Origin of the sequence: Alcanivorax xiamenensis (genome assembly GCF_009846745.1) — a bacterium.
Taxonomy (GTDB): domain Bacteria; phylum Pseudomonadota; class Gammaproteobacteria; order Pseudomonadales; family Alcanivoracaceae; genus Alloalcanivorax; species Alloalcanivorax xiamenensis.
This window is the reverse complement of sequence record NZ_AQPF01000042.1, coordinates 14,481-35,295: the sequence shown is the minus strand read 5'-3', so window position 1 is coordinate 35,295 and position 20,815 is coordinate 14,481. Positions and strand designations below refer to the sequence as shown.

General features: G+C 63.6%; 11 protein-coding genes and 1 pseudogene. 8 read left to right on the top strand and 4 right to left on the bottom strand.

The features are described 5' to 3' along the window. Window positions 1-365: 365 nt before the first annotated feature. Both A6D6_RS17780 and A6D6_RS17775 read left to right on the top strand, forming a co-directional pair. Window positions 366-2,078 (top strand): autotransporter assembly complex protein TamA, encoded by a 1,713-nt coding sequence (locus A6D6_RS17780; RefSeq protein WP_236564154.1) that lies wholly within the window; start codon window positions 366-368, stop codon window positions 2,076-2,078. Further along, window positions 2,075-5,542, top strand: a complete 3,468-nt coding sequence (locus tag A6D6_RS17775) for a translocation/assembly module TamB domain-containing protein (RefSeq protein WP_159661451.1) — start codon at window positions 2,075-2,077, stop codon at window positions 5,540-5,542. Before A6D6_RS17780 ends, A6D6_RS17775 begins: the two co-directional genes overlap by 4 nt. Here the strand turns inward: A6D6_RS17775 and A6D6_RS17770 are convergent. After that, window positions 5,535-5,948 (bottom strand): PaaI family thioesterase, encoded by a 414-nt coding sequence (locus A6D6_RS17770; protein ID WP_133493595.1) that lies wholly within the window; start codon window positions 5,946-5,948, stop codon window positions 5,535-5,537. The genes A6D6_RS17775 and A6D6_RS17770 overlap by 8 nt on opposite strands. A 199-nt stretch (window positions 5,949-6,147) precedes the next feature. Between A6D6_RS17770 and A6D6_RS17765 the strand changes: the two are divergent. Next, window positions 6,148-7,841: pseudogene (locus A6D6_RS17765) on the top strand (proline--tRNA ligase). Between the two features lie 308 nt (window positions 7,842-8,149). Here the strand turns inward: A6D6_RS17765 and A6D6_RS17760 are convergent. Further along, window positions 8,150-9,154, bottom strand: a complete 1,005-nt coding sequence (locus tag A6D6_RS17760) for a DUF4062 domain-containing protein (protein WP_159661450.1) — start codon at window positions 9,152-9,154, stop codon at window positions 8,150-8,152. A gap of 432 nt (window positions 9,155-9,586) precedes the next feature. Between A6D6_RS17760 and A6D6_RS17755 the strand changes: the two genes are divergently transcribed. After that, window positions 9,587-10,327 carry a ParA family protein gene (locus tag A6D6_RS17755; protein ID WP_133493523.1) on the top strand — a complete coding sequence of 247 codons (741 nt, stop codon included), beginning with the start codon at window positions 9,587-9,589 and terminating at the stop codon, window positions 10,325-10,327. A 186-nt stretch (window positions 10,328-10,513) separates the two neighbouring features. On the opposite strand, the gene A6D6_RS17750 is transcribed toward A6D6_RS17755, so the two are convergent. Continuing rightward, window positions 10,514-12,205, bottom strand: a complete 1,692-nt coding sequence (locus tag A6D6_RS17750) for an acyl-CoA dehydrogenase family protein (protein ID WP_159661449.1) — start codon at window positions 12,203-12,205, stop codon at window positions 10,514-10,516. An 800-nt stretch (window positions 12,206-13,005) separates the two neighbouring features. On the opposite strand from A6D6_RS17750, the gene A6D6_RS17740 reads away from it, so the two are divergent. Then, window positions 13,006-14,535 carry a hypothetical protein gene (locus A6D6_RS17740; protein ID WP_159661448.1) on the top strand — a complete coding sequence of 510 codons (1,530 nt, stop codon included), beginning with the start codon at window positions 13,006-13,008 and terminating at the stop codon, window positions 14,533-14,535. Here the strand turns inward: A6D6_RS17740 and chrA are convergent. Continuing rightward, the gene (chrA, locus tag A6D6_RS17735; RefSeq protein WP_159661447.1) at window positions 14,522-15,655 is read right to left on the bottom strand and encodes a chromate efflux transporter; all 1,134 of its coding nucleotides are present in this window, start codon (window positions 15,653-15,655) and stop codon (window positions 14,522-14,524) included. The two genes, A6D6_RS17740 and chrA, sit on opposite strands and share 14 nt — an antisense overlap. A 105-nt stretch (window positions 15,656-15,760) precedes the next feature. Here chrA and recQ point away from each other — a divergent pair, with 105 nt between their 5' ends. The 3 genes from recQ (at window position 15,761) to A6D6_RS17720 (ending at window position 20,786) form a co-directional block, all read left to right on the top strand. Beyond that, on the top strand, window positions 15,761-17,560 hold the full coding sequence (gene recQ / locus A6D6_RS17730) for a DNA helicase RecQ (RefSeq protein ID WP_133493518.1): 1,800 nt from the start codon (window positions 15,761-15,763) through the stop codon (window positions 17,558-17,560). 414 nt (window positions 17,561-17,974) lie between these two features. After that, on the top strand, window positions 17,975-19,936 hold the full coding sequence (locus tag A6D6_RS17725) for a metallophosphoesterase family protein (RefSeq protein ID WP_159661446.1): 1,962 nt from the start codon (window positions 17,975-17,977) through the stop codon (window positions 19,934-19,936). 226 nt (window positions 19,937-20,162) lie between these two features. Further along, window positions 20,163-20,786 (top strand): class I SAM-dependent methyltransferase, encoded by a 624-nt coding sequence (locus A6D6_RS17720; protein WP_159661445.1) that lies wholly within the window; start codon window positions 20,163-20,165, stop codon window positions 20,784-20,786. The last annotated feature ends 29 nt before the right edge of the window (window positions 20,787-20,815 follow it).

Genomic DNA, 20,815 nt, shown 5'->3' with positions numbered 1-20,815 from the left:
CCCCGGGTTTTGACTTTAGCGTCTAGCGTCTAGCGTCCGGCGTCCGGCTCAAATGTGAAAGAATCCCTCTACTGCTGGCTTTCCTTTAAACTCCTCCAGTAGTCTTTCCAGAGTCAGGGGCCGGGCCCATCGTCCAGGCCAAGCAAGGGGCGAAATCGAAGTAGTAGCGTCATGATCAGGGACAGCCTTTTTCACCACCGGAATACCGTTACACGAACGCCTCGCCCCAATCACCGCCGAACCGGCCACCGGCGGCCGGAATCCGATCACCCGTTGTCTGACTGTCGAGTTGTCATCGCCCTATGAGGACCGAACGCCGCCGCCGGCCCCTCGCGCTTCGCGCCCTGCTCTCAGGGCTGCCTCTGGTGCTGACTTTTGCCGTCAACGCTCCGGCCCGGGCGGCGGAGCAAGAACCGGTACTGACCATCAATGGCGATCTGCGTGACGACGTGCGCGACAATGTGCGGGTACTGGTCGGCCTGGACGATGCCGTCTGCCAGCCGGGCCCCGGCCAGAAGGCGTTGATTCTGCGCCAGGTTCGTGGCCGCTCGGAAGAAGCCATGCAGGCTCTCGGCTATTATCAGCCGGACATCGTGCCACAGTGGCGGGACGCCAGCGGCGAGGCCTGCTTCGGTGTTACTCTCACCATCACCCCTGGCCCCCGCACCACCGTGGAAACCCTGTCGATCACCTTCAATGGCGAGGCGCAGCAGGATCCCGCTTTTCAGAATGCCATCGACAAGGCGAACCTTTCCCCCGGCGATCCGTTACGCCACGATCGCTATGAGGCCCTGAAACGCCGACTGCAACAGCTGCTGATCGACCGGGGCTACGCCGAGGGCAGTCTCTCCACCCACCGCCTGGAAGTGGATCGCGCCCGGCATCGGGCCAGGGTGGTCATGGTGGTGGACAGCGGACCGCGCTACAGCGTCGGAGAGATCACCATCAACGAAGTCCCGCTGGAGCCGCGTCTGGTCCATGCCTATCTGCGTTTCACCAGCGGCGAGCCCTTCAATAACGAACGTTTGCTGGCGACCCAACAGGCTTATATGGGCACCAGCTATTTCAGCGCCGCGCGGCTGGAGCGTCGCCAGGTCAACCCCGACAGCAAGACCATCGATGTCGGTGTCAACCTGACCATGCGCAACCGCTGGGCGCTGCTCACCGGCGTCGGGGTCAGCACCGATACCGGTCCCCGGCTGCGGCTGGGGATCGAGAACCGCCGCGTCAACAGCGCCGGCCATCGCGCCCGGGCGGAAACCGAGCTGTCCGATCTGCGTCAGGGGGTGGGCGCCAACTACCAGATTCCCCTGCGCGATCCCAATACCGAACGGCTGGATCTGCACGCCCGCTACCTCAACGAGATCACCGACACCCGGGAAAGTGAAACTCTCAGCACCGGGGTCGATTACATTCGCGAGTTGCCGTCCAAGTGGGTGGTCACCACCTCGCTGGAATACCTGCAGGAGAATTTCGATGTGGCCGATCAGGCCGATCACATCGAACTGATCATGCCCGGCATCCAGATCAGCCGCGTCCACGCCGACGATCCGATCTACCCGCGCTGGGGGTGGCGGCTGGGGATCAAGGTGCGCGGTGCCCATGAGTCGATGGCGTCGTCGTCCAGTTTCGTGCAGGCGGACAGCTGGGCCAAACTGGTTGTCCCGCTGGGCAAGGGCCGCCTGCTGACCCGTGCCGAAGTCGGCTACACCGAGATCGACAACGTGCGCAATCTGCCCGCCTCCTTGCGTTTCTTCGCCGGCGGTGACTCCAGCGTGCGCGGTTTTGCCTACGAATCCCTCGGCCCCACCAACGACGACGATGACGTCATCGGCGGACGCCACTTGCTGGTGACCAGCGTCGAGTACGATCGTCCGATCAGCCGGCAATGGAGCCTGGCGGTGTTCTCCGACGCCGGTAACGCCTTTAATGACTTCAACGACTACGATGTGGAACGCAGCGCCGGTTTCGGCGTGCGCTGGCGCTCACCACTGGGGCCAATCCGTCTGGATCTGGCCCGTGGTCTGAGCGGCGGCGACACCTGGCGGCTGCACCTGAGCATGGGGCCGGACCTGTGAAGCGCTGGCGTTGGCTACGCATGGCCCTGCTGATCATGATCCTGCTGCCGTTGCTGCTGATCGCTGGCGTCTACGGACTACTGGCCTCCCGCGCCGGCAATCTTTGGGTGCTGGAACAGGTCAAGCCGGTTCTGCCCGGTGAACTCACCATTGAAGGCTGGCAAGGCAATCTGCTCGGCGGCGCGGAGGTGGCGCATTTGCAGTACCGTCAGGATGAGCTGGTGGTGGACCTGCACCAGCTGCGCCTCTCGCTGGTGCCATTGGAAGCCCTGCGCGGCTGGCTCTACCTGGGCGAACTGCATGCCGACCAGGTACGGGTGCATATACCGCCCTCCCCCGCGGATCAGCAACCGGACGACACGCCATTCGCCATGCCCGAAAGCGTCGCCCTGCCGCTGGGCGTGCGCATTGATACCTTCTCGCTGAAGGAACTGATTCTGGAAGGCGCCACCGATTTGCAATTGCGGGATCTGGAAGGGCAGCAATGGGCCGCCTGGCAACGGCTGAACCTGCCCCGGATCGCGCTCACCGTGGCCGACACCCGCCTGGACGCCAGTCTCTCCGGCAATCTGCACACTCCGTTTCCAGCCCAGGGCGACCTGCTCTGGCGCCGCCCCGCCGCCGGTGACGATGTGGCACCGCAACTGGGCGGCCGTCTGATCTTCCGTGGCGATCTGGACAAACTGAACATCAGCCACGACCTCAGCGCGCCGCTGACATTGAGCAGCAACGGCAGCCTGGCCTGGCGGGATCAGACCCTGAGCCTGGATCTGATCCATGAATGGCCGGCCCAGGCGCTGCCAGTGGATACTCCGGTGCCGGTGCAACTGGGCGCCGGCAAGCTGACCACCGTGGGCACGCTCGATGCCCTCGACATCCAGGGCAATGCCGATCTGGAAGCGGACGGCCACCCGCTCATGCTGAATCTGGACGCCACCGCCAGCACCCGGTCCCTGGCCTTGACGACGTTGAATCTGGACGGCGCTGGCCAGCACCTCAGCGCCTCCGGCAGCCTGTCCTATGAGAATGGCGTGGCCTGGGACCTCAACGTCGACGGCGAGGCGCTAGACCCGGCGCTGGTGGCCCCGGACTGGCCCGGCAATCTGACCCTGCGCGCACGGAGCAAGGGACATTGGCGCGACCAGGACTGGCGTGTCAGCGTCGATCCCCTGTCGCTCACCGGCACGCTGCGGAAAAAACCGGTATCGCTGACCGGCAAGGCCAGCCAGCCCGCCGGCGGCGAGCTGAGTCTGACGTTGACCGGCCGCTGGGGCCAGGACCGGATCACCGCCGAAGGCAAAGTGGGAGAGCGGCTGGCGCTGGCGGGAACCGCCGCGGTGGCGGATTTGTCGGCGTGGCAAGGCCAGGCCCGCGGCGCCCTTGACCTGCGCTGGCGGTTGGCCGGCACCCTGGAAAACCCGCTGCTCAGCGGCGACCTGGGCGGCCGGCAACTGGCCTGGGAGGATTGGCACCTGCCCCGTCTTGATGCCCGCTTCAGCAATCTCACAACCGGCAACGGCCGGCAAAGCCTGACCCTGACCCTGGGCCCGGTAAGCCAGGGCGCTGAACAGCGCCTGCAGCAATTGACGCTGGCGGTCCAGGGCACCCGCGCGGCTCATCGGGTGACACTCGCCGCCCACCAGGACGCCGCCGAGCTGGAACTCGCCCTACAGGCAGCTCTGAGTCAGGACTGGCGCTGGCACGGCCGGATCGAACAGTGGCGACTGGGTGAACCGCGCGCCGGCAACTGGGTACTGGATGCACCGGCGCCGTTCAGCGTCAGTGCCACCCGGCAGCAACTGGAGACACTGTGTCTGCAACGTCAGAGCGGCGAGGGCCGCCTGTGTCTGGGCGGTGAACACGGGGACGGCGGCCGTTTCAACGCCGAGGCCCGACTCGCCCGTTTGCCGCTGACCCTGTTCAATCCCTGGCTCGGAGATCAACTCAGTCTGGCCGGCGAGATCAACCTGGACAGCCGTTTCTCCGGCACCCTGGCCGCCGCCAACGGCGAATGGACCCTGAGCGCCGACCACACCCGGCTCATCGTGCGCGATACCGGACAGGACCATGTCTTCAACCTGGATACCGCCCGTCTCGACGGCACCCTGGAACGGGGCAACCTGGCCAGCCAACTGGCCCTGGTGGTGGCCGGACACGGCTCCCTGGACGCGGAGCTGAACACTCGCCTGAGCGCGGCGGCTCCGGTTGACGGCCGGCTGCGTCTGGATATTCCCAAACTCGATGACTTCGCCGCCCTGATCCCGCAAATCGGCGAGTTGAACGGCGCCGTCCGTGGCGAATTGAACCTCAGTGGCACGCAGGACGCGCCACGGTTAAGCGGCCAGATCGATCTCACCGGCGGCCACGCCAGTGTGCCGGAACTGGGGATCGCCATGGAGGAAATCACCTTTACCGCCGCCGGAGATGCCGCCGGCTTGCGACTGGGCGGGCGCGCCCGGTTCGGCGAAGGCACCCTGACCCTGGACGGCGAATGGCGTCCGGAGGTATCACCGCTGGCGGTCACGCTCAACATCGATGGCGAGCGTCTGAAGGTGGCCAACCGCCCGGACGCCAAGGTCTGGGTCAGCCCGGCCCTGCGGCTTCAGGGCAACGGTCAGGATCTCACCCTGGACGGCACCCTGACCGTGCCCGAGGCTCACCTTGAGCCCCGCGAACTACCGGAAAGCGCGGTGTCGGTGAGTGCGGACCAGGTGATTATCGACGCCGAGACCGAAGACCGTGCGCCGCTGCCCTTCGCCATGTCGGTGGACGTGGTACTGGGCGACAAGGTCAGCTTCGAGGGCTTCGGTCTCACCGCCATCTTGGGCGGCGAGCTGCGAGTAAGTCAGAAAGTGGATCAGCCGGCCCAGCTCAACGGCAACCTGACCATCAAGGAAGGCCGCTACCGCGCCTACGGCCAGAATCTGGCCATCGACAATGGCCGTCTGATGTTCCAGGGACCGCCGGAGAACCCGGGCCTGGATATCCTCGCCATCCGCAAGATTCCCAGTGAAAGCCTGGTGGTGGGGGTGCGTATCAGCGGCACCTTGCAGCAACCGAAGGCGCGGATCTTCTCCGACCCGACCCTGGAAGAAAGCGAGGCCATGTCCTATCTGCTCACCGGCCGCGGGCTCAGCAACGCCAATCAGACCGACGCCGCCATGGTGGCCCAGGCGCTGGCGATCTATGGCCTGCAGGGCAGCGGCGTGACCCGCAAACTCAGCGAGACCCTGGGTCTGGATGAGGTCACCATTGGCAGCGACTGGGGCGGCACCGAGGACGCCGCGCTGATGCTCGGCAAGCAGATCTCCGAGCGCCTGTATCTGACCTACGCGGTGGGGATTTTCGATGCCATATCCACGGTGATGCTGCGCTACACCCTGACCCGGCAGTTACACCTGGAAGCCCAGTCGAGCAGCAAGAATCAGGCGCTCGATCTGATTTGGGAGAAGGAGTTCAGGTAGCCGCCGGCAGCGCGTAAATACCGGTGACATGGGCCACCATGTCATCGCTGTCGACACTGTAGAGACGCACCTCAAGCACCGCCGAGCGCCGTCCCAGCCGGATGATTTCGGCGTCGGCGATCATGTCCACCGGCGCCGGCTTGCTGAGAAAGTTGATATTCAGATTCTGCGTCACCGCCATTTCCAGCGCCCCGAGCCGACCGAGAATCGCCGCGTACATGGCGGAATCCGCCAGTCCCATCATGGTCGGGCCGGAAATGGTGCCGCCGGGGCGAATCATCGACGGCTGGAACGGATAGCGCACCCGCGCCCGGTTCCCTTCCACCCATTCCACCTGCAAAGCGGTATCGGCCGCCGAAGGCAAGCCGTTGTACATAATGGTCTGTACTTCCTGCGCGCTCAGCACTGTTGTCTTCCTTCTCTCTCAAATCGGCGATGGCAAACGAATAGTAAGTAGTGAATAAGTGAATAGTGCGTAGATAGTGCCAGAGGCCCGCTTTGACAGGAAGCCTACCGGTGTCAGCGCCGGGCCGACTATGTAGAATAGCCCACTTAACGCTTCGGCACCGTCAATCGCACCTTATTGATCCGGATTCGTACAAATTATGCGTACTTCCCGCTATTTGCTTGCCACCGTCAAGGAGACCCCCGCCGACGCGGTGGTCATCAGTCACCAGTTGATGCTGCGCGCGGGTATGATCCGCAAACTGGCATCCGGTCTCTACATCTGGCTGCCCAGCGGCCTGCGCGTGCTGCGCAAGGTGGAGCGGATCGTGCGAGAGGAAATGGAGCGAGCCGGCGCCCAGGAAGTATTGATGCCAGTAGTGCAACCGATCGAGCTGTGGCAGGAATCCGGCCGTGACAGCGCCTACGGCCCTGAATTGCTTCGCATCAACGACCGCCACGACAATGGCTTCTGCCTGGGACCAACCCATGAAGAAGTGATCACCGATCTGGCGCGCAACGAGATCCACAGCTACAAGCAGTTGCCGCTTAATTTCTATCAGATCCAGACCAAATTCCGCGACGAGATCCGCCCGCGTTTCGGCGTCATGCGTTCCCGTGAGTTCACCATGAAGGACGCCTATTCCTTCCACCTGAACGCGGAATCGCTGGCCGAGACCTACCAGGACATGCACCGCGCCTACTGCGCGATCTTCGATCGCCTGGGGCTGGACTACCGCCCGGTGGAAGCGCCCCCAGCCATGAGTTCCATGTGCTGGCGGCCTCCGGCGAGGACGACATCGCCTTCTCCGACACCTCCGACTACGCCGCCAACGTGGAGCTGGCCGAAGCGCTGCCCCCCGCTGGCGAGCGCCCGGCGCCCGGCGCCGAAATGACGCTGGTGGACACGCCCGACGCCAAAACCATCGAGCAGTTGGTGGCGCAATTCGACCTGCCCATCGAGAAGACTGTGAAAACCCTGGTGGTGAAAGGGGCCGAGGGCGGCCTGGTGGCCCTGCTGGTTCGTGGCGACCATGAGTTGAACGACGTCAAAGCGGAAAAACTGGAAGGGGTGGCGGCGCCGCTAACCTTCGCCGAGGAAGCAGAGATCCGCGCCGCCGTCGGCGCCGGTCCTGGCTCCCTGGGGCCTGTGAACCTGCCGATCCCCTGCATCGTCGACCGCACCGTGGCGAAGATGAGCGACTTCGGCGCCGGTGCCAACCAGGACGGCAAGCACTATTTCAATATCAACTGGGAGCGCGACGTGGCGCTGCCGGAAGTGGCCGATCTGCGTAAGGTGGTGAACGGCGACCCGAGCCCGGATGGCCAGGGAACCCTGGTGATCAAACGCGGCATCGAAGTGGGCCACATCTTCCAGCTCGGCACCAAATACTCCGAGGCCCTCAACGCCACCGTGCTGGACGAAAACGGCAAGGCGGTGACCATGCCGATGGGCTGCTACGGCATCGGCGTCAGCCGCATCGTGGCGGCCGCCATCGAGCAGAACCACGACGAGCGCGGCATCATCTGGCCCGAAGCCATCGCCCCGTTCCAGGTGGTACTGATGCCGCTCAATCCGAAGAAAAGCCCGCGCGAAAAAGACACCGCCGAGCAGCTCTATCAGACGCTCACCGAGGCTGGTATCGAGGTGCTTTACGACGACCGCGAGAAAGAACGGGTGGGCGTGAAATTCAGCGACTCCGAACTGCTCGGCATCCCCCACCGTATTCTGGTGGCGGAAAAAGGACTGGACCGTGGCGTGCTGGAATACAAGCGCCGGGGCGCGGAAGACAATGAGGACCTGCCGCTGGATCAGGTGGTGGAAGCACTCAAGGAGAAGCTGGCCGGGCGTTGAGCGCCCGGGTTTCACTGCCCAGACTACGGAGCCGCTGTGGGAGCTAGTTTACTGGCAAATGTCGGTCCTCTGGTGTTGTCCCATTCGCTTGCAAGCAAGCTTCCCACAGCGGCTTCATGGCACACTCCGTGGGAGACCAGCTTGCTGGCGAACACGGCCTCCGGCATTGTCCCATTCGCTTGCAAGCAAGCCTCCCACAGCGGCTTCGTGGCACACTCCGTGGGAGACCAGCTTGCTGGCGAACACGGCCTCCGGCATTGTCCCATTCGCTTGCAAGCAAGCTTCCCACAGCGGCTCCGTAATAACCTCTACCCCCCTTCGCGGCGCCGCGCCAGCAATTGGGTCATGGCGGCGTCACCGGTCGCGGTGAGCCGCCAGCAACCCGGCCCGACCCCTCTCTCATCGTGACGGATCAAACCCAGCGCCCGTAGCTGCACCTTGATCTGCTGCAGCACCGGCTCCGCGAGCGTCACATTGCGCACCGCGTGGGCCTCCGGAAAACGGGGTTTCAATTCCTCCAGCGCCCGCCGCGTCAACGCCTGCTCCAGAGCCTTGCGCAACACCACCTCGCTGGCGCCCTCCAGCATCTTCGGTGCCAGCGAGCCGAATACCGCGTCCCATTGCCAGTGGCTGCACGCCCGCGTCAGCTTGCAGGCGCCCCCTTGATACACCGCGCAACTGTATTCCAGCTCCACCGCATCGCCGCCGCGGGCCAGTACCGCCGCCGCCGGCCTTTGCTCCGTCAGCCAGCGCTCGCGCTCGGCTTCCAGGGCCGCCAGCCGTCGGCGCAAAACGGCGCCCTCACTACCACCAGCGTTACCGGGCCGGACCCAGCCGGCGGCCGGATGGATTCGCAACCAATCCGGCAGCACCCGTGTCAGCCGCTCCACCAGATCCACCGGTTCGCGCCAGCTATGGCAGCGAGCCTTGCCCTGCAGCAAGCGGGCAAAATCATCGCGCCGCACGGCACCTTCACGGGATGCTTCCCGTGCCGCTTCCGGCAACAGCGACGGTGCTTCGTGAATGAACGCCAGCACCGGCTTGCGCTTGGTGGCGGCATAGACAAATTCGCGGTGCATCTGGCTCAGCCCCAGCGGCGAAAGAGCGCCGTACAGCCCACCCAGAATCAACACCACATAGTCACTGTCATCGATCAACCGCTGCGCCAGCGGCATATGATCGGCGCCGTCATCCAACGCCGTCATCCCCAAGGGCATCAGCGCCTGATTCAACAACGGCGCCAGCACCTTCTGACGCACCCCCAGTGGATCCGGATACCCGGTGCTGAGAAAAACCGGATGGCGTTTTTCCATCAGCGTGTTTCCTTGCGCCCCCATCGCTTTCCCTGTGTCCCCCATATCGTCCCTCGTCCCCCTGCCGCCCCACGGTTATCAGCAGCCCATTTGTGCCCCCGCGCGCTCATTCGCTGCTAAAGCAGTCTCCCACAGCGACTTCGTAGTCCGCGGCGAGATTCAAAGCGGAAGGTTTCAAAGCTCGCGAAGAGCCAGGATCCTGCTTCTCCGTGTCCTGGAATGCTGATCCCTGGCTCTCCTCCCCCGGCCAGGGCCCCCTCGCCCCCACCGTACCTCGTGGTATCGGCGACCCCAGCACTGATTAAAGCCCCTGCGCGAACGCTCGACAAGGAACCTCTCCACAACGGGGCGCCGCCTCCTCCACCATGGCGGGACACACCGGCCGGTTCGTGCTAGCCTGCCGGACACCGTCCATCACTATCAGTGCCGATCATGCGAACCATCGCCTTTTATAATCTGAAAGGAGGGGTGGGCAAGACCACCACGGCCATCAATGTGGCCTGGCACGCGGCCCGCTGGAAGCATCGCACCCTGCTCTGGGATCTGGATCCCCAGGGCGCCGCCAGTTTCTATCTCGGTGTCGACGACGGCGCCGGCTATAAAGCGGGCGCCGTTCTCAAAGGCAAACAGCCCATGGGCAACCTGAAGCGGGAAACCCGCTGGCCCCTGCTGGACGCCATCCCCTCCGACCTCAGCCTGCGCAATGCCGACCTCAAGCTGGCGGAGACCGGTCGCGGTCAGTTGCGGCAACTGGTGGCGCCGTTCGGCGAAACCTACGAATTAATGCTGCTGGATTGCCCCCCTACCCTGAGCCCGGTGGCGGAAAGCATTTTCTCCGCCGCCGACTACCTGGTGGTACCGGTGATCCCCACGCACCTTTCCCTGCGCGCCCTGGAACAAGTTCGGGAATGGCTGGACAGCAAGAAGCTCAAGAACCTGGAACTGATCCCGTTCTATAACATGGTGGACCGGCGCCGGGCCCTGCATTTGGAGTTGCTGGTGAAACGGCCGCCGATCATGCGTAACGGCCTGCAGACCTGGATCCCCTACTCCACCCATGTGGAGCAGATGGGCGATCATCGCGCACCGGTGGCGGAATTCGCCCCGCACACGCCGGCCGCCCACGCCTACCGGGCGCTGTGGTTCGAGCTGCTGGATCGCATCAAGCTCTGAGCACGAAACGCGGAACCTATTGCGGGCCACCACCACGTTCCGCAGCTTCCCACGGAGAAGAGTCACGGAGCCACTGTGGGAAGCTTGCTTGCAAGCGAATATTGCCAGCGGAGAAAACAATTCGCTGCCTAGGCAGTCTCCCACAGCGGCTTCGTAGCGAAGGGTTGCGGAGTTCGTGGAACCGGCCTATTCGCTCCAGGGATCGGCCCGTTGCAGGATGGCATCCAGATCCAAACCACGCGGCAGAGTGCCGTAGTTGCGGTCACCGTGCTCACCCAGGCGGGAGGCGATAAAGGCTTCCGCCACGGCACTGTTGCCGGCGGCCACCAATTGACTGGCCTGCATCGTCAGCGACAGGCGGTCGACGATGTCGCGGGCACGATATTCCGCATCCGCCATATCGGAGAACTCGCCCTTCAACGTCGCCACGGCGTGATCCAGACGGCTGTCGGCACCGGCCGCCTTACCCAGTTCAGCGAACCACGCGTCCAGAACTCCCGGCGTCTTCGCCAGAGCGCGCAGCATATCCAGCGCCTGCACATTGCCGGAACCCTCCCAGATCGCATTGATCGGCGCCTCCCGGTACAGACGCGCCATCATGAAATCCTCGATGGCGCCGTTCCCTCCCAGACATTCCATCGCCTCATAGGCGTGGAACGGAGTGCGTTTGCAGATCCAGTACTTACCCGCCGGCAGCCCCAACCGCAACAGCAATTGTTCCTGCTCATTACCACTGTCCAGCATGGTATTGTCCAGCGCCTCGCCCATGCGCATGGCGATGGCCAGGGACCCTTCCACTTCCAGTTGCAGATCGGCCAGCACGTTGCGCATCAGCGGTTGGTCAATCAGCGTCTTGCCGAACGCGGCCCGGCCCTGGGTGTGATTAACCGCCTGTGCCACCGCCTGACGCTGCCCCGCCGAAGAACCGATCATGCAGTCGAAGCGGGTCATCGCCACCATCTCGATGATCGCCGGCACGCCCCGGCCTTCCTCGCCGACCATCCACCCCAGGGCTCCGCGCAGCTCGATCTCGGAGGAGGCGTTGGAGACGTTACCCACCTTGTTTTTCAGGCGCTGCACCTGAATCGGATTCTTGCTGCCGTCGGGCCGCCAGCGCGGCACCAGAAAACAGCTCAGCCCCTTTTCGGTCCGCGCCAATACCAGGAAGGCATCGCACATGGGCGCGGAGGTGAACCACTTGTGGCCAATCAGTTCGTAGGCCTCGCCGGGGCCGCCAGCGCCGATCGCATAAGCGCGCGTGGTGTTGGCCCGCACATCGGAGCCGCCCTGCTTCTCGGTCATGCCCATGCCGATGGTCAGGGATTGCTTTTCATAGTGCGGCACATTGCGCGGGTCATAGCCGTTGTTGAGGATCTTCGGCAGCCATTCCTCGGCCAGGGATGGGGTCAGTCGGATCGAGGGCACCGCCGCGAAGGTCATGGTCAGCGGGCAGCCATGGCCCGCTTCCGCCTGGGCCTGCAGGTAGCTGCGCGCGGCCCGGGCCACATGGGCGCCGGGCCTGGGATCGGTCCAGGGCGCGGAGTGGATGCCGCTCTCCAGCCCCAGCGCCATCAGGTTGTGATAGGCCGGGTGATATTTCACCTCGTCCACCCGGTAACCGTGACGGTCGTGAGAGAAAAACCGCGGTTTGTTTTCGTTGGCCAGGAAGCCCCATTCGATCACCTCGGCGCTGCCGGTCCTGGCACCGTGGGCGGACAACGCCGGTTCCGCCCAGCCCGCACCGTGGCGGCGTACCGCCTCACGCAGGGCATTGTCGGTGTCATAGGCGTTGTAATCCTGCAGGTCACCGGACTGGTTGAACACCTCATGGGTGTCGGCCAGGGCCTCCACGTTCAAAGCATCGTGTTGAGCATTCATGATTGACCTCCCGCGCCGACGGCGCTTGTGGTGGTGTTTTGTTGTGGTTGTGTCGATTGCGATGGCGTGGCACCCACGGCCCGCAGGCAGAAGGCCACCATCTGATCCGGCAGGGCGGCGTCCGCCAGCGGCGCCGCCAGTGGCCCCACCAGGGCTTCGGCCGGCGCTGGGAGCGGTGGCCTGGGCCGGCAGCTCGCCGCTGGCCACGCCGTGATCCAGTACATTCCGATACAGCGCCGCGTAGGTGGCCCGATAATGCAGGCGCTCGGCATCCACCTCCGGTTCCACCGGTTCGGCAATCAACGCCCAGGCCAGTTTCGGCGCCGCCATGGCCCGACCGGCGAACACCCGCAACGCCTGCTCCAGACGGGCACCAGCGCCCCCCGGCCCGGACAGGGCCCGCGCCACGGCCTCGACCTCCCGCTCGGTGGCGACGCGGAACACCTCCGCCGCCAGGGTCGCCTTGTTGTCGAAATAGCGATACAGCGTGCCGACACCCACCCCGGCGCGTTCCGCCACCGCCTGCATGGTCATGGCGACGAATCCACCTTCACGCACCAGCGTCTCGGCGGTTCGCAGCAAATTCTCCCGCTGCGCCGCCTTGCGTGCCCGCACCTGCGCGGTTTCCCGGTATGCCATGATCGGAATCCTGATTCCCACTTTCAAAGAATTGAATCATGGTTCCGGGCTTGAAGCAAGCGACGCCGGTTGGCAATTCAAACCATGCGCCCTCTCTCGATAGCCCTCGAATTGTTATAGTGGAGCCAACAAAAACAGACAGGCCGGACAACACCACAATCATGAAACGCGCGCTTTTGATCCTTGCCTCGATCCTGTTGCTGATCCCGGTCACTGTGATTCTCGCCCTTACCATTGCCCGTGATGTGCCCGGGGGCACCTACCTGCCCCAGCCTATCAATTCCAAGTTTGATTCCTATGCCGAGGTCACCTGGGCCGAGGTTGACCGCCTGCTGCCGGTAATGCGGCTCTATGGACCGGATGGGACCAAACTGCGCGGTTATTTGATGGTGCCGTTCAAGAAAGAGGCTCTCCCGTTGCGTGGTCATGGCAAGGATTATGTTGCCGAGGCGAACGGTTCGATTCGTTTTGTTCAGGAAGAAGGCTTATTCGGCAATCGCTATCCGGACATCAAGGACGAGAGTGACCTCAACGCGCTGAAAGAGCGAAGTAAGGACAACCTCGCCACCGACATAAACGGTATCCAGGCACTGAAGCTGGTCCCGGTCGAGCCGGACGCCCCTGAACTCCTGCGGCGCCAGACCGATTGGCACGATGCGCGCAACCGGACGCAAAAAATATTCCAGCAACTTGCCCAGGCCAAAGCCACGCCAACATGGCAGACCTCCTTCAAGGGTATGCTGTCGCTGAAGCTGCCCGGAAATTATGTTCTCAGATATCCTGAAGCCAGGTCCGATGCCGTGGCATTCAAGGTTTGGCAGCGGCACGGAAGCGATCCCAAAGCCCACGAAATGACCCTCTTCGCCACCACCAATGAAGATAAATACCAGCGGCGGAAAGTGGCGAAGAACTTTTTTTCCAATCATCCCGATCATCACAGCCTCGGACACGATATCCACATCGCGCGAGAGCCAAACGGCTACTATTACATTCAGGCCGAACGCGATATCGACGATACCTATATTCTTGCCAAGGCGGAAACACCCGATACGCGGGTGGCGGGTGATTTCATTGGCATCATCAAACAGCTGGGGACGGAAGAGCTCCCCCTGCGGTCACTTGCGGGCGAATATATTCCCGCCGTGGACTCCGATACGGGACAAAAGGACTATGCGGGATTCGTGACCTTTCTCGGACAGCGACTAACCCCTCTGTTCAATCCCGACGACGATTTATTCCACGGCCGATCGGCTCCTATGGCGTCACCGGATCATCCCCCAAGGCTTGATTTTTTTTCCTTCGATCAAGAGGGAGCGGTGTCAATACGGATCTTTCTTATACGTTGGGACGAAGCCAATCCACCCGCGCTCCAGGACGTCTGGCCTCATGCCCCCGCCGAGGACGAATATGGCAAGACAGTGGCGGCGGCCGGCCCGGCATTGAAGCTGCGCATCAACCAGCAACGGAAGACCTGCAACAGCCGTTACCGTTTACCCATCGCCAGCCTGGATGACGATCTGCAATTGAGCTTGCTGTTTGATGTCAGCTCAAACAGCCTGCCGGAGTGTCAGGAGGCCGCGGCCTGGTTCAAACAACTTGATCTGGCGGCCCTGAGAAGAGCGGTCCCCGCCATCGACAATGAAACCGTCTGGCGCCCCTTCTTTCAGAACGCCTCCCTCAAAAGCCGCTGACGGCCCAGCCCAACAACGCCATCCCCACCACCAGCCAGAGCAAGGGCACCTTTCCCGACCGCAATAACACGAATCCCGCCACCACCACCGCGAAATCCCCCACACCGGCCACCGCCGAGCGAAACACCGGGTCGTAGAGGGCCGCCAGCAGCAAGCCCACCACCGCCGCGTTGATGCCGGCCACCGCTCCGGCCATGGCCGGGCGACTGGCCAGGCCGCGCCAGGCGTCGGCCAACGCCCACACCAGCAGAAAACCAGGCAGGAAAATCGCCACCGTCGCCAGGGCCGCGCCGGACCAGGGCGCCGCCGGCATCAGCAGAGCGCCCAGGTAGGCGGCCAGGGAAAACATCGGTCCGGGCACTGCCTGGGCGGCGGCATAGCCGGTCAGAAAAGCGTCGGTGGTAATGCGGTCACCGACGAAACCTTGCAACAACGGCAACACCACATGGCCGCCACCGAACACCAGGGCTCCGGCGCTATAAAAGTCCCGCGGCAGCCAGAACCCGCCGACCAGCATGAACAACACCCACAATCCGGCGAACAGCAGCAACGGACGGACCTTGACCGCACCGCTCCGCGAGACCGTCTCCACGGTTCGTTTCAGCCGTCCGGCGCCGATCAGCGCCGCCAGCGACAGGGCCAGGAGCTGTGTAACAATGCCGGGCCACCACCACAGGGACACCGCCGTGGCCAGCGCCAGTCCCCGGGTCGGGGTGTCGGGACAAAAACGGCGCCCCATGTTCCAGACCGCGTCGGCCACCACCACCACGGCCAGCCACTTGAGCCCCTGTACCACGCCGTCCAGTCGATCGCCGGCCCAGCGGGCGGCGAACAGGGCCACCAGCACCATGATCAGAAACGACGGCAGGGTAAAACCGAGAAACGCGGCCAGCGCACCGGGCAAACCGGCATGGTGGCGGCCAATGGCGAACCCCAGTTGGCTGGAGGCCGGGCCGGGGAGAAACTGGGTCAACGCCATCAGGCGGGCGAACTCCTCCTCGTCCAGCCAACCCAGAGTGCCGACAAAACGGCGATGAAAATACCCCACATGGGCGGCCGGACCACCGAAGCTGATCCAGCCCAACAGAAAAAATTCACGAAAAACCCGCCATGTCCGCATTGTCGTTTTGTTCCCCGTCACGGTTTTGTCACAGTCGCGCCGGATTCTGCGTGGCGCACATGTCACGCGGATGTCACCGCGTCCACGGGCAGGTATACTGCCGCCATGCAACGCGATCCCCTTTCGATTCTCCAGCACGTATTCGGCTACCACGAGTTCCGTAACCAGCAGGCCGCCATTATCGACACCCTGGTCAGCGGTGGCGACGCCCTGGTGTTGATGCCCACCGGCGGCGGCAAATCCCTGTGTTACCAGATCCCGGCCCTGGCGCGGGAGGGCGTCGGCGTGGTGGTCAGCCCCTTGATCGCACTGATGCAGGATCAGGTGGACGCGCTCAACGCCCTCGGCGTCAGCGCCGGTTTCCTCAATTCCACCCTCGACGCCGGTCGGGCCCGGGAGCTGGAACAACAAGTCCGCGACGGTACCCTGGATCTGCTCTACGTGGCCCCGGAACGACTGACCCAGCCGAGAACCCTGGAGTTGCTGCACCAATCGCCGCTGGCGCTGTTCGCCATCGACGAGGCCCACTGTGTGTCACAGTGGGGCCACGATTTCCGCAGCGACTATTTGCAGCTATCGCTGTTGCACCGGGAATTCCCCCAGGTGCCACGCATCGCCCTGACCGCCACCGCCGACCCGCGTACCCGCCAGGAGATTGCTGAACGGCTGGACCTGACCGAGGCACGGCATTTCGTCTCCAGTTTCGATCGTCCCAATATCCAGTACCGGATCGAACGCAAGGACAGTGCCCGCCAGCAACTGTTGCGGCTGATTCGCAACGAGCACGCCGGCGACGCCGGCATTGTTTATTGCCTGTCCCGCAACAAAGTGGAGCAAACCGCCGACTGGCTCAACCAACAGGGTATTCCCGCCCTGCCCTACCACGCGGGGCTCGGCGGCGAGATGCGCGCGCGCCATCAGCAGCGATTCCTGCGCGAGGACGGCCTGGTGATGGTGGCGACCGTGGCCTTCGGCATGGGCATCGACAAACCGGACGTGCGCTTCGTCGCTCACCTGGATCTGCCCAAAAGCATCGAAGCCTATTACCAGGAAACCGGCCGGGCCGGCCGCGACGGCGCCTCCGCCACCGCCTGGATGGCCTACGGCCTGGAAGACGCCATCCGCCACAAACAGATGCTGGCGCAATCGGAAGGCAACGAACAGTTCAAGCGGCATGAGCATCAGCGGCTGGAAGCCATGCTCGGCCTCTGTGAAGTGACCCGGTGCCGGCGCCAGGCACTGCTGAATTATTTCGGTGAAGCCCTGGATCAGCCCTGCGGCAACTGCGACACCTGCCTGAATCCGCCGCAGACATTCGACGCCACCGAAGTGGCGCGCAAGGCGCTCAGCTGTGTTTACCGCACCGGCCAGCGCTTCGGCGTCAACCACCTGGTGGATGTACTCACCGGCAATCGCAGCGATAAAGTCGCTTCCGCCGGCCATGACCATGTCTCCACCTGGAACATCGGCGGCGAGCTGTCCGCCAATCAGTGGCGGGCCGTGTACCGGCAACTGGTGGCACTGGGCCTGCTCACCGTGGATGCCGCCGGCTATGGCGCTCTGCAGCTCACCGAAAACTGCCGTCCGTATTTGCGCGGTGAGCGGTCGCTGCAGCTGCGCAAGGATGTGGCCCGTGCCCAGACCCGCTCCCGCCGCGCCGAGCGGGTGCCGGTGACGGACGCCGAACGCCCGCTTTGGGAAGCCCTGCGCGCCTGCCGCAAGCAATTGGCCGAGGAAGCCGGCGTGCCCCCCTATGTGATCTTTCACGACGCCACCCTGCTCGACATGATGGCGATTCACCCAGCCTCGCTGCGTGACATGGCCAGCGTCAGCGGCGTCGGCGACCGCAAACTGGAAGCCTACGGCGACGCTTTCCTGGAAGTGTTCCACCGCTACGCTTCATGACGGTCCGCTTCGTCCGCTGATGCATCTCCCACAGGGAGACTACGAAGCTGCTGTAGGAGCTTTGTCCGGGCGGCGGACCGCTGCAAGCGAACGGAATCGCCAAGCCCAAAAGATTCGCCAGCAGGCGGGCTCCCACAGCGGCTTCGTAGCAGCTCTGAATTCATACCTCCAAGGCCGACCGGCGTGTCGCGTCTCAGAGAGCGGGCTCAACCGGGGGACAGCACGGATCATCAAACCGTCATTTCAATGACGCCGAATCATCACATCCCTTGTCCAGCATAAGCAGCGCTCAGGGAGCCCGCCCGCTCCCGACCCGGGTTCCATACCCCGCCTCCGCCGTCGCGGAGAAGCGCGAAGCAAGGCGCGTGATGGGATGCACCCGGGCATACCAATACCAAACTGGGGGTTCACATCATGCGATTCACGGCATTACCGCTGTACGCGGTGCTGCTCGGCGGCTTGTTGTCCGCCTGCGGCGGTTCTTCGTCCTCATCCGATTCCGGCGCGCCACCCACCGATCCCGGCGACGGCGGCGAAACACCCACGCCGACACCGGTTTCCACCCTGCGCATTGGTCTGTTGCCCGATACCCAGGGCGGCGGCGACAACGTTTCCATGCACCCGATGAAAGCGGTGCTCGACAAGGAACAGGAACTGGGTGTGGACATCGTGATCCCGGTGGGCGACCTCACCGACCACGGCACCACCCGCGAGTTCGAGCAATGGACCTCGGTGGCGGAAGGCTACCGTGACGCCGGCATCGAATTCCTGCCACTGATGGGCAACCACGAAGACAGCTACGCCTACTCGGTGGAATGGATCGAGAACATGAAGCACTACATCCCCGAGGATGCGGTGCACATGGCCGGCGCCCAGTACCTGAACTACTACGTGATCCGCGACAACGTGATGATCATCCTGCTCAAGTACTACAACCTGCCCATCGCCTTTCAATGGATCAAGCAGGAAGTGGCCGCCAACGAAGGCAAATTCGACCACTTGGTGATCGCCAGCCACGACGGCCTGATCGGTGCCAAGTACGGCGAAACCCGCGAGATGATCGTGGAGGGCACCAAAGGAGATAACGCCCTGATGGACATGTGGGACGACATCCGCGCCTTCTTCGCACGCTATGATGTGCTCTGGGTGCAGGGCCACGAACACATGTATCAACGCTCCGTGATCACCGCGCCGATCTGGGTCGATCCTTCATCCTGGACCACCGCCGACGGCAACTACCGTCTGCCGCAGTACACCCAGATCATGTCCGGCAACGCCTCCTATAAAGGCTATGAATTCCGCTACGGTGAGCGGGAACTGGTGCAGCGTGTCGTGCAGCAAAAGATGAATACCATGGATAACGGTTCCCCGGCCTATGACGCCAACGCCTCGGTGCTCACCTTCCAGGGCGACCGGGTCGACTATGAGTCCTGGTACGTCGAACACACCATCGGCAGCAACGAAGACGGCGTCAAAGAACTGGCCGACCCGCAATGGAAACTGATGGATCGCTTTTCACGCACCAAGAACCGCTGCGAACGGCTGGTCTACCCCAACTCCATTCCCGAAGGCACCCGCCCGGTGATGTACCTGGACGCCAGCTACATCAGCAACGACTGCACCGGCGACGACGGCAGCGTGGCGCGCATGGTGGCCGGCACCAACAACACTTTTAACCGGGTCGAAAGCCGTACCCGCGACATGGGCGTGACCCCCGGCTTCAGCCGCGCCGAAACCGTCACCGACCTGATGCGCCTGGGCTACCAGTTCCTATTCCAGTACCACGAATCCTGGACCCCCAACCTCAACGGCAACCAGCGCCTGGTCGCGCTTAACGAAAGCGAAGTGGAAATTCCCGAAACCACCATCGATCTCAAAGAGCTGGTGACCATGAGCTGGCAACAGGGCGATTCGGATACCGCTTCGGACATTCTCATCGTCAGCGGCACTCAGAACCAGACCGGCACCTACTCCAGCGCCTACGGCGCGGTGAAGGACATCGAAAGCATGGTTGGCCTGCCCGGCAGCCAGCCCGATGGCACCGCCAAGCAGCCTCATACCCTGCCAGCCACCGCCAGCAAAGCCTGGGATCTGACCACCGCCGTGTCCGACGCCTATGCGCTGACCTTCGACGCCAGCGAAGGCCTGGACACCGACAGCCACACTCTGGCGTGGCGCACCGCCGACGGCTGGCAGGCCATTGCTGACACCGACTGCGTGATACAACAACCGTTCGACAGCGCCTTCCTGAGCACGCAGCCAAACCGTCCGGACGCCTGCGCCGATCAGCCCCTGGTGGGCTTCGACGCCGACCACGGCCGGCGCTGGTGGGCGGTACTGCAACAGGACGCGGAGCTGGCGCTGATCAGCCGCTAACGCTTTGAGACAAATCGCGGCTCGTGAGCCACTGGTACCCTACAGTTGTGGAACATCCGTTTACACGCAACCGTTGGCACACTGATTCGCGAGCAAGCTCGCTTCCCACAGAGAGGGCCGCGGAGCCGCTGTGGGAGGCTGGCTTGCCAGCGAATCAGTGTGCCGGCTTGACTTCCCGTCCCCGCTTGGCCAAGCATGGGCCGATAACAACAAACAGGCCCACGCCATGGGGTTCTACAGTGACTACATTTTTCCGCCCCTGCTGGACCTGGGGACACGTCCTTTCCATCGCGATCGCCAACGCTTGATTGCCGCCGCTCGCGGGCGGGTCCTGGAAATCGGCGTCGGCAATGGCGCCAATCTGCCGTTCTACAGTGATCAGGCCACTGAAATCCACGGCCTGGAACCGAGCCTCCCATTACTCAACCGGGCCCGCCGACAAGCTGACAACGGCCGCCACCCTGAACGCATCCGCTTGCTGGCCGGTGATGCACGGCGATTGCCCTACCCGGACCAACACTTTGACACCGTGGTCGCGTGCCTGGTGCTGTGCACCATCCCCGATCCTGAACTGGCCGCCCGGGAAATGCGGCGGGTGATGTCTGATACAGGTCAGTTATTGGTTCTGGAGCACATCGCCAGCCCCAATTCCCGCACGCAACGCTGGCAAAATCGTCTGACGCCGTTATGGAAGCATTTGGCGTGCGGCTGTCACCTCAACCGAGCGACCCCTGATATCCTCCGCGATGCCGGTTTCGATCTTACCCAGACCCACCGTTACCGCCATGCCGGCCTGCCAGCCTTCGCCAGTCAGGTACTGGAAGGCCCGGCCAGACCACGCCCCGGCTGATCCCGTCGCGGCCTGTTCCTCCGCCCCCG

Bases quoted from the DNA above. Each gene is read 5' to 3' on its own strand.
- A6D6_RS17725 (WP_159661446.1), top strand. From the start codon at position 17,975: ATGCGATTCACGGCATTACCGCTGTACGCGGTGCTGCTCGGCGGCTTG.
- recQ (WP_133493518.1), top strand. From the start codon at position 15,761: ATGCAACGCGATCCCCTTTCGATTCTCCAGCACGTATTCGGCTACCAC.
- A6D6_RS17740 (WP_159661448.1), top strand. From the start codon at position 13,006: ATGAAACGCGCGCTTTTGATCCTTGCCTCGATCCTGTTGCTGATCCCG.
- chrA (WP_159661447.1), bottom strand. From the start codon at position 15,655: ATGCGGACATGGCGGGTTTTTCGTGAATTTTTTCTGTTGGGCTGGATC.
- A6D6_RS17720 (WP_159661445.1), top strand. From the start codon at position 20,163: ATGGGGTTCTACAGTGACTACATTTTTCCGCCCCTGCTGGACCTGGGG.
- A6D6_RS17760 (WP_159661450.1), bottom strand. From the start codon at position 9,154: ATGGAAAAACGCCATCCGGTTTTTCTCAGCACCGGGTATCCGGATCCA.
- A6D6_RS17755 (WP_133493523.1), top strand. From the start codon at position 9,587: ATGCGAACCATCGCCTTTTATAATCTGAAAGGAGGGGTGGGCAAGACC.
- A6D6_RS17750 (WP_159661449.1), bottom strand. From the start codon at position 12,205: ATGAATGCTCAACACGATGCTTTGAACGTGGAGGCCCTGGCCGACACC.